General features: G+C 67.5%; 1 protein-coding gene. It reads left to right on the top strand.

The genetic code is table 11. The features are described 5' to 3' along the window. Window positions 1–231 (top strand): response regulator (locus ACLJNW_RS29005; RefSeq protein ID WP_410962138.1); only part of this gene is annotated, 231 nt, incomplete at both ends.

The raw sequence follows: 231 nt of genomic DNA, 5'->3' as shown, positions 1-231 counted from the left end.
AGCCGGATGTCGTCCTGATGGACGTGAAGATGCCCGGTATCGGCGGCCTGGAGGCGACCCGCAAGCTGCTGCGCAGCCAGCCCGACATCAAGGTCGTGGTAGTCACCGTCTGCGAAGAGGATCCGTTCCCCACCCGCCTCATGCAGGCCGGCGCCGCCGGCTACATGACCAAGGGCGCGGGGCTGGAGGAAATGGTCCAGGCGATTCGCCAGGTCTTCGCCGGCCAGCGCT

It is taken from the genome of Salmonella sp. SAL4457, from assembly GCF_046548235.1.
Taxonomy (GTDB): Bacteria; Pseudomonadota; Gammaproteobacteria; order Enterobacterales; family Enterobacteriaceae; genus Salmonella; species Salmonella enterica.
The sequence above is the reverse complement of the archived record's forward strand: the minus strand, read 5'-3'. Positions and strand labels throughout refer to the sequence as shown.